The organism is Methylobacterium sp. GC_Met_2 (assembly GCF_026540795.1).
GTDB lineage: Bacteria > Pseudomonadota > Alphaproteobacteria > Rhizobiales > Beijerinckiaceae > Methylobacterium.
On record NZ_JALNUM010000011.1, the window covers coordinates 81,677 to 87,676 of the forward strand.

Genomic DNA, 6,000 nt, shown 5'->3' on the forward strand with positions numbered 1-6,000 from the left:
TCTTTCGTAATGCAAGAGGTCCGGTTGGCCGGGATTTCGGACCCGGCGGAAATCGCAAACCTCCTCAATGCGCGAGGGATTACAGACTTGCGCGGTAACGCATGGACATGGATCGAGGTGCTTCGGTTCGATAAGCGTCCAAAGGAACGTCCGGAGCCCTCTAAACGAGCCGATTGGACTCAACGCTAGATCCGGGCTTAATTGCCTTGTTCTTGGTTGGAGCTTTAAGGCCCGCTTTGGAGAAACGCATTCGGCGTTCCTGGCGACTGGTTTGGGTCGTTAGGAGCCCGTCCGCTTTTCCAGCCGATCTCCTCCGAAGCAGCCATTCCGCTATCTGCCAACAGCCGCCACCCATGAGTAGCGGCCGCCTGCGTCTCAAGCGCGGCCGTCGCATTCGCGCGTTTCATGATCCTTCAAGGATCGCTCCAGTTGCCGACCCGGCAGCTATCTGAGAGTGCTATCGACGGCCTCGACACACAGCTGGTCAGGGCACAGTGAAGCGAGCTTGAGAGCATCGGTGAGCATGGCGGCACAGGCGGCAACGCCGTTAAGCGTTTCACCTGTGACTCCGCCCTCGCGAGCAATTCTGGCGCTCAACTCCTTCGGCTCCCCGGCCACATCATGAACTAGCACATTCGCGCCGGTAAAAGGACTATCCGCGCGCAAGCCGAGGTCGTGCCGCTCGACGATATCCCAAGCCCATTCGGGCAGATCGTCGGCATCTAAAGATGTGTTCTCGTTCATCCGCGTACCTCCGTAGCGCACGACGCCCGTCGCCGTGCCATTACCTTTACGTGACGGAGGCGAGGGAAGGTGGGGCGCGAATTGGACCGCGTTGGCTCTGGTGATGGCTCCAAAGTAGCAGGAGCTCAGCAGCCCCGAACTGCTCATGTCCCGCCTCACGCCGTCCGGCAGACCGATCCCAGACCCAAGACGCCGGCAGGCACCGCGCTCTTGCCGAGGCGGGCACAAGCGCGAGGTGAGGGGGAGACGCGGCGGCAGGGGAGGGGGCGATGGACCTGGACCTCGACGGCAAGGTCGTTCTCATCACCGGCGGCTCAAAGGGGATCGGGCTGGCCTGCGCCCGCGCCTTCCTTGATGAGGGGGCGAAGGTCGGGATCATCTCCCGCGCTCAAGCCAACCTCGACCGGGCCCGCGAGTTGCTCGGTGACGTGGCCGGATACGCGGCCGACCTCAGCGATCCGGTCGCGGCGCGGTCCGCCCTAGATGCCTTAGAGGGCGAACTTGGCCCGGTCGACGTCCTCGTCAACAGTGCTGGTGCGGCCCGCCGTACACCGCCCGACGAACTGACCCCCGAATACTGGCGTGCCGCCTTCGACGCCAAGCTCTTCACCTACGTCAACATGTTCGATCCGGCCGTGAAGCGGATGGCGCGCCGCGGCAGCGGGGTGATCGTCAACGTGATCGGCAACGGCGGGAAAGTGGCGGCGCCCACGCATCTCGCGGGCGGAGCGGCCAATGCAGCCCTCATGCTCGCCACCGCTGGTCTGGCGCAGGCCTACGCCGGACGCGGCGTGCGCGTTGTTGGCGTCAATCCCGGGCTGACGCGGACCGACCGGGTCGCGGAGGGCATGCAGGCCGAGGCGGCGCAGCTGGGCGTAGGCATCGACGAGGCGAAAGCCCAGGCTGAAGCAGGCATCCCGCTCGGGCTCATGGCCGAGCCGGAGGAAGTGGCAGCGACGGTGCTGTTCCTGGCCTCAGCATGGGCCAGCTACGTGACTGGGGTGACGGTGACGATGGACGGAGCGAAGGTCGCGACCGTGGTCTGAGCGCGGCTAATGCGCCGCCAGGAAATCCAGCACCGCTGCGTTGAACGGCTCCGGGTTCTCGCGGTTCATGGCGTGGGCGGCGTTCGGAATTATGATAGACACCGGAACAGCGGCGTTCATTCATCGGGGAACGATATTTAGTTCGCAGCGGGTTTTCGGAGAGCACAGTACAAATTAACACTTCAAAGCATCATCAATGCTGCACTAGGCGGGGTCATAGCCCCGCCCGTCGGTTTCTTCATTCTGCTATCAATAATCATTGTCAATGGTACGACTTTTACCGGCTTTTCTGCCCTTGAAATTATCCTCTACAACTTCTAATGCCCCTTCCGCTGTTGCCTGTGCTGCTTCGACGTCAATTTCATCCGCAAGTCGCCAAAGTACTTCTCTAACAAGCAAATATGCAACATCATCGAGCGTAAGCGGCTGATCCCCGGGATGTAGCTGCTCGGTAGTGGCTGCGTGCAGCATCGAGCAGAATAGACCGACAAACATTTCAATCCGAACTACCGCTGCGCGACTTATATCTTCCGCCAGGATCTTTTGTGCCAGCCGTTTATCGCGGCTGGATTCGCTTCGCCGCAGCATCAAAAAGGCGTTTTTGATACGCTTTTCAGCCGCATCGGCTTTGACTAGATCTTCCGAAATATCTCGGTTCATGACCAAGCTCCTTTATCTGCCACGGTGGCAAAGGTGCTTTACGCAAGGATATAGCCTTTCAATTCGCGGGCAAGACGGCAGCTGATACTGCCATTTGATGCAAGCTCGACGGCCATTCTGTTTGGTACGGTCCGCTTGCACCCACGTCGGTGAACCGTTGTCGCAGACTGGAGCAGCCCGTTGACGGCGATGGCGCGGGAACAGGACGGTCCACACCAACGCTAAGCCGCGCCGTCCGGAGCGGGAGAAAGAGTATGCCGGCGACGCGTCGTGAACTGCTCGGTGCTGGCCCTTCCGTTGCGCTCGGGGCGCTGCAGACCGCAGCCGCGGCCTAGACAGCGCAACCTAGGGCGACCGCCTCGTCAGAATGGGATTCTGGCGCCGTCGCCCACCTCCTGCCGACCAGCAGCCACGACCGCATCCTCATCAAGGCGTCGTTCTGCCAGCTCCTAGACGGCGTCCCTGCGCTGCTGATCGACGAGCAGCATTTCCCCGGTCAGCGGATCGACACCCGCGGCGGCTTCTGGCAGTTCCAGGCCGGGGATCTGAAGCCAGGCACCCAGTGCCGTCTCGCCTTGGTGGCGGTCGATGGCAAGGTGCAGTGCGAGCCCTGGAGCCTCGCCACGATGCCGGCCCCGATGACCGGCCCAAGAAGCTGCGCCTGCTCGTCTACTACCGCGCGGGCGGCTACGACCTGTTCGCGCGGGCCGGCACCGGCTTTGAATTTCTGCCCATCACGGTGCGCCAGCGCCTGCTGCGCCGTGGCCTGTCATCGCCCCCGACGCGCTGATTGCCAACGGCGACCATGTCTACTGGGACCTGTTCGCGCCGCGCCGAAGCTTGGGGGCAACCCGGCCGCGCTCGCCTTTGCCCGCTTTGACCGCAGCGCGCCCCTGCTCGGTAGCGCCAACGAAGCGGCGCTGCTGCGCGCGGCGGGCGAACAGATCGCGCCGCTCTTCAGCACCCTGTGCCGCTCGACGCCGGTGTTCTTTCTGCAGGACGATCACGACCACTTCCACAACGATGAGGCGACCGACGCCGCCGTGACCTTCCCGGCCGACTCGTTCATGCTGGAGGCGGCGTGGGCAACGCAGCGCCTGTGGTACCCGGAGTTTCTGCCCGACCCGAACCGACCGGCCGGGCTGCCCGGCGCCGACCGGCCCGACCGTGAGGCTGCACGCCCCGCAGGGCTCTCGGACAGTTTCGGCACGCTGCGCTAGGGGCGGCTCGCCGAGGTGCTACTCTACGACGTGCGCCGCACACTGACGCTGGCCGGCCCGACCGCGGTGTTCGTCGCGCCCGAGGTCGAGGGCTGGCTGAAAGCCCGCACGGCGGCGCGCGAGGTGGCACACGTGGTCAGCGTGCACTCAAACCCGCCAGGCTGGAGCGCGGGCAAATGGGGCGAGTGGTACCCCGATCTGCTCGGATCCGACGGCAAGCTCTCGGTGGCCAAACCGAAGCCCTACTGGCAATCCGGCTGGCTCGCCCAGTCCGACCGGCTGATGCAGTCGCTCGCCGAGAGGCCGGAGCGGATCCCACTCGTGGTGAGCGGCGACCTGCATGACATCGCCGAGGGCTACATGCTGCGTAGCGGGCGGCTCGACTTCTCGGCGAAGCCGGTGGTGACGGTGCTGCCCGGCCCGCTCGGCACGAGCACCGGCGGCTGGCCCTCGGAGTTCCGCGGGGTGGGGGCGCTGGCGCCGAACCACCTCGACATGGACGAGACGCTGAAGCCGCTTGAGGAGAACGGCTTCCTGCTCATGGATTTCACGCCCGAGACGGTGACCCTGCGCTACTTCCGCTGGAATGCGAAAACGGATCCGGTCGAGGCCATCGACAGCCTCGAACCGTTTCGCACGACCGAGCTGCGCCGCGCTTGATTCGGTCTGCGAGAAGGTCAAGCAGCGTGCCACCGGACGCGCTCAAACGACCGCATCGGGCTGCGCATTTCACGACGGACTCGGTGCCGCCAGCTATTCTTGGCGCAGGTTGTCGAGGCTGTTGTAGACGTTCTCGACGCTATGCTGGCCATCCTCAGCGGTATAGGCGGCGATGGCCGCCAGGGCGCGGGCAAGGTTGTGCGACCCGTGCAGCTCGCACAACAGGGCGAGGGCGACATCCAACACACCGGCTGCGGCGTCCCACTCATCGAGGCGGGTGAGGTGTTCGCACTCGTGCTCGACAACCCTCAGGTCGCAGGCATTGGCGTGAGCCCGCCGGATCTCATCGCTCAACAGCAGGGCGCGGGCATCGGGCGCCCGCTCGCCATTATCCTCGGTCAACAATTGTGCCGCCGAGGAGCCCACACGATGTAGACACCCCGTGGCGTAGGCTCGCAACAGAGCCTGAAAGGTCGGCTTCAATTCATTGCGGTATTGCTCATCGGTCATGTCGCGATTCCCATCACGCCGCGGCGTGAGGCCGTCGGCGAGTATGTTCACGCGCCGGCTTCGCTGGGCGAGCAGCAGGCGCAGCCGGTCGTGAGCGACGAGCCTCGCAACTGACCGGCTCCCACGTCCAACGACCTCCCGCATCGCAGAACGACAGGGTGCGGCACGGCAGGGCCGCGTGCCACGAAGAACCTCCGTCTGCGTTTGGTCTGGTCATGCCCGCGGAAGCCGGCGACGGCGCAGCCCCTAACGGCGTCGCCGCTGTTGCGCCCGAGCCATGCTCCGCCGCCTCGCCTCGCGCTCGCGCTCCTGAGCCGCGAAAGTCCGCTCGGTAGCCCGCGCCGCGCAATTGATGGCGCTGAGGACCGCCCGGCCGTCGCCGGCCGCGAAGGCGAGCCTGTCGAGCCTTTTGCCCGCCAGCAGGTTCGCCATGCGAACAAGGTCGCCGGGTCCAAGCTGGAACTTCCTACTTTTGAACTTGCCGGTGAACTCACGCACGGGTTCGCCGGTCTCCTGATCGGTGACCCAACGTCTCTTCGTGATGATTCGGTACTCGTTGAGCGGGGACTTCAACATGTAGAGCACTTGACCCTCGACCTGCTCCAGTTGAAGAGGGCGAAAGTGGGCGGCCGCAACGCCGGGGATGAGGGCGCGGCAGCGCCGGTTGAGGCTGTCGCGGATCTCCGTCATCCGCTGCTCGGAGATGCCCCACACCAGCAGGTGCGGGTGCCAAGAGATCGCCCGCTTCCAGTCAGCCCGAACCGCGTCAGCATTGGTGTAGAGGGCGGCTTCGACCATGCCGACGAAGCTGGCTCCCCGCAGCTCAGCGCGCACCCACTGCTGAAGCTTGAACAGGTCGAGATCCGCAGCCTCGTCATAGGGGAGGGTGTAGCTGTCGCGGATCAGCGTAACCCAAAAAACCGGCGTGCTCCGGGGGAGCGAGGCGGTGAAGCGGGTGACGTGATCCGTCGCGATCTGTGCATACGCGATGCGGGCCGCGTAGTTGCAGGCCGACAAGCGGAACGCCGCCTCGGGGTCGATCTCGTCGCGCGCTGCACGCGTAAGCTGAACCGCGGCGAGGCGGCGTTCCTCACTGCGGGCGATGCTGCGCGGGTCGTCGCTGTGGTAAGCGAGGAACCTCGGCCAAGTGTTGCAAGGCA

At 64.7% G+C, this 6,000-nt stretch carries 8 protein-coding genes; 4 read left to right on the forward strand and 4 right to left on the reverse strand.

Translation table 11 applies throughout. The annotated features are described in order from the left end of the window. Positions 1-444 precede the first annotated feature (444 nt). Complete coding sequence (locus OXS49_RS06665) at positions 445-744, reverse strand: hypothetical protein (RefSeq protein ID WP_267422919.1); 300 nt, start codon at positions 742-744, stop codon at positions 445-447. Positions 745-1,013: 269 nt separating this feature from the next. Between OXS49_RS06665 and OXS49_RS06670 the strand changes: the two genes are divergently transcribed. Then, positions 1,014-1,790 (forward strand): SDR family oxidoreductase, encoded by a 777-nt coding sequence (locus OXS49_RS06670; RefSeq protein WP_267422920.1) that lies wholly within the window; start codon positions 1,014-1,016, stop codon positions 1,788-1,790. Positions 1,791-2,039: 249 nt separating this feature from the next. Here OXS49_RS06670 and OXS49_RS06675 read toward each other — a convergent pair whose 3' ends face one another. Continuing rightward, a complete protein-coding gene (locus OXS49_RS06675; protein WP_267422921.1) occupies positions 2,040-2,450 on the reverse strand; it encodes a hypothetical protein in 411 nt (136 codons plus the stop codon). 601 nt (positions 2,451-3,051) lie between these two features. On the opposite strand from OXS49_RS06675, the gene OXS49_RS06680 reads away from it, so the two are divergent. Genes OXS49_RS06680 through OXS49_RS06690 form a run of 3 tightly spaced genes read left to right on the forward strand, consistent with a single transcriptional unit; the run spans position 3,052 to position 4,330 of the window. Then, positions 3,052-3,240 carry a hypothetical protein gene (locus OXS49_RS06680; RefSeq protein ID WP_267422922.1) on the forward strand — a complete coding sequence of 63 codons (189 nt, stop codon included), beginning with the start codon at positions 3,052-3,054 and terminating at the stop codon, positions 3,238-3,240. Continuing rightward, positions 3,212-3,670, forward strand: a complete 459-nt coding sequence (locus OXS49_RS06685; RefSeq protein WP_267422923.1) for a hypothetical protein — start codon at positions 3,212-3,214, stop codon at positions 3,668-3,670. The genes OXS49_RS06680 and OXS49_RS06685 overlap by 29 nt, the downstream gene beginning before the upstream one ends. A gap of 15 nt (positions 3,671-3,685) precedes the next feature. Next, on the forward strand, positions 3,686-4,330 hold the full coding sequence (locus OXS49_RS06690; protein WP_267422924.1) for a hypothetical protein: 645 nt from the start codon (positions 3,686-3,688) through the stop codon (positions 4,328-4,330). A 93-nt stretch (positions 4,331-4,423) separates the two neighbouring features. On the opposite strand, the gene OXS49_RS06695 is transcribed toward OXS49_RS06690, so the two are convergent. After that, entirely contained in the window at positions 4,424-4,891 is a 468-nt protein-coding gene (locus OXS49_RS06695) for a hypothetical protein (protein WP_267422925.1), read from the reverse strand. Positions 4,892-5,086: 195 nt separating this feature from the next. Continuing rightward, positions 5,087-6,000 (reverse strand): hypothetical protein (locus OXS49_RS06700; RefSeq protein WP_267422926.1); only part of this gene is annotated, 914 nt, incomplete at its 5' end.

Coding starts and splice junctions, on each gene's coding strand:
- OXS49_RS06670 (WP_267422920.1), top strand. CDS start 1,014: ATGGACCTGGACCTCGACGGCAAGGTCGTTCTCATCACCGGCGGCTCA.
- OXS49_RS06665 (WP_267422919.1), bottom strand. CDS start 744: ATGAACGAGAACACATCTTTAGATGCCGACGATCTGCCCGAATGGGCT.
- OXS49_RS06675 (WP_267422921.1), bottom strand. CDS start 2,450: ATGAACCGAGATATTTCGGAAGATCTAGTCAAAGCCGATGCGGCTGAA.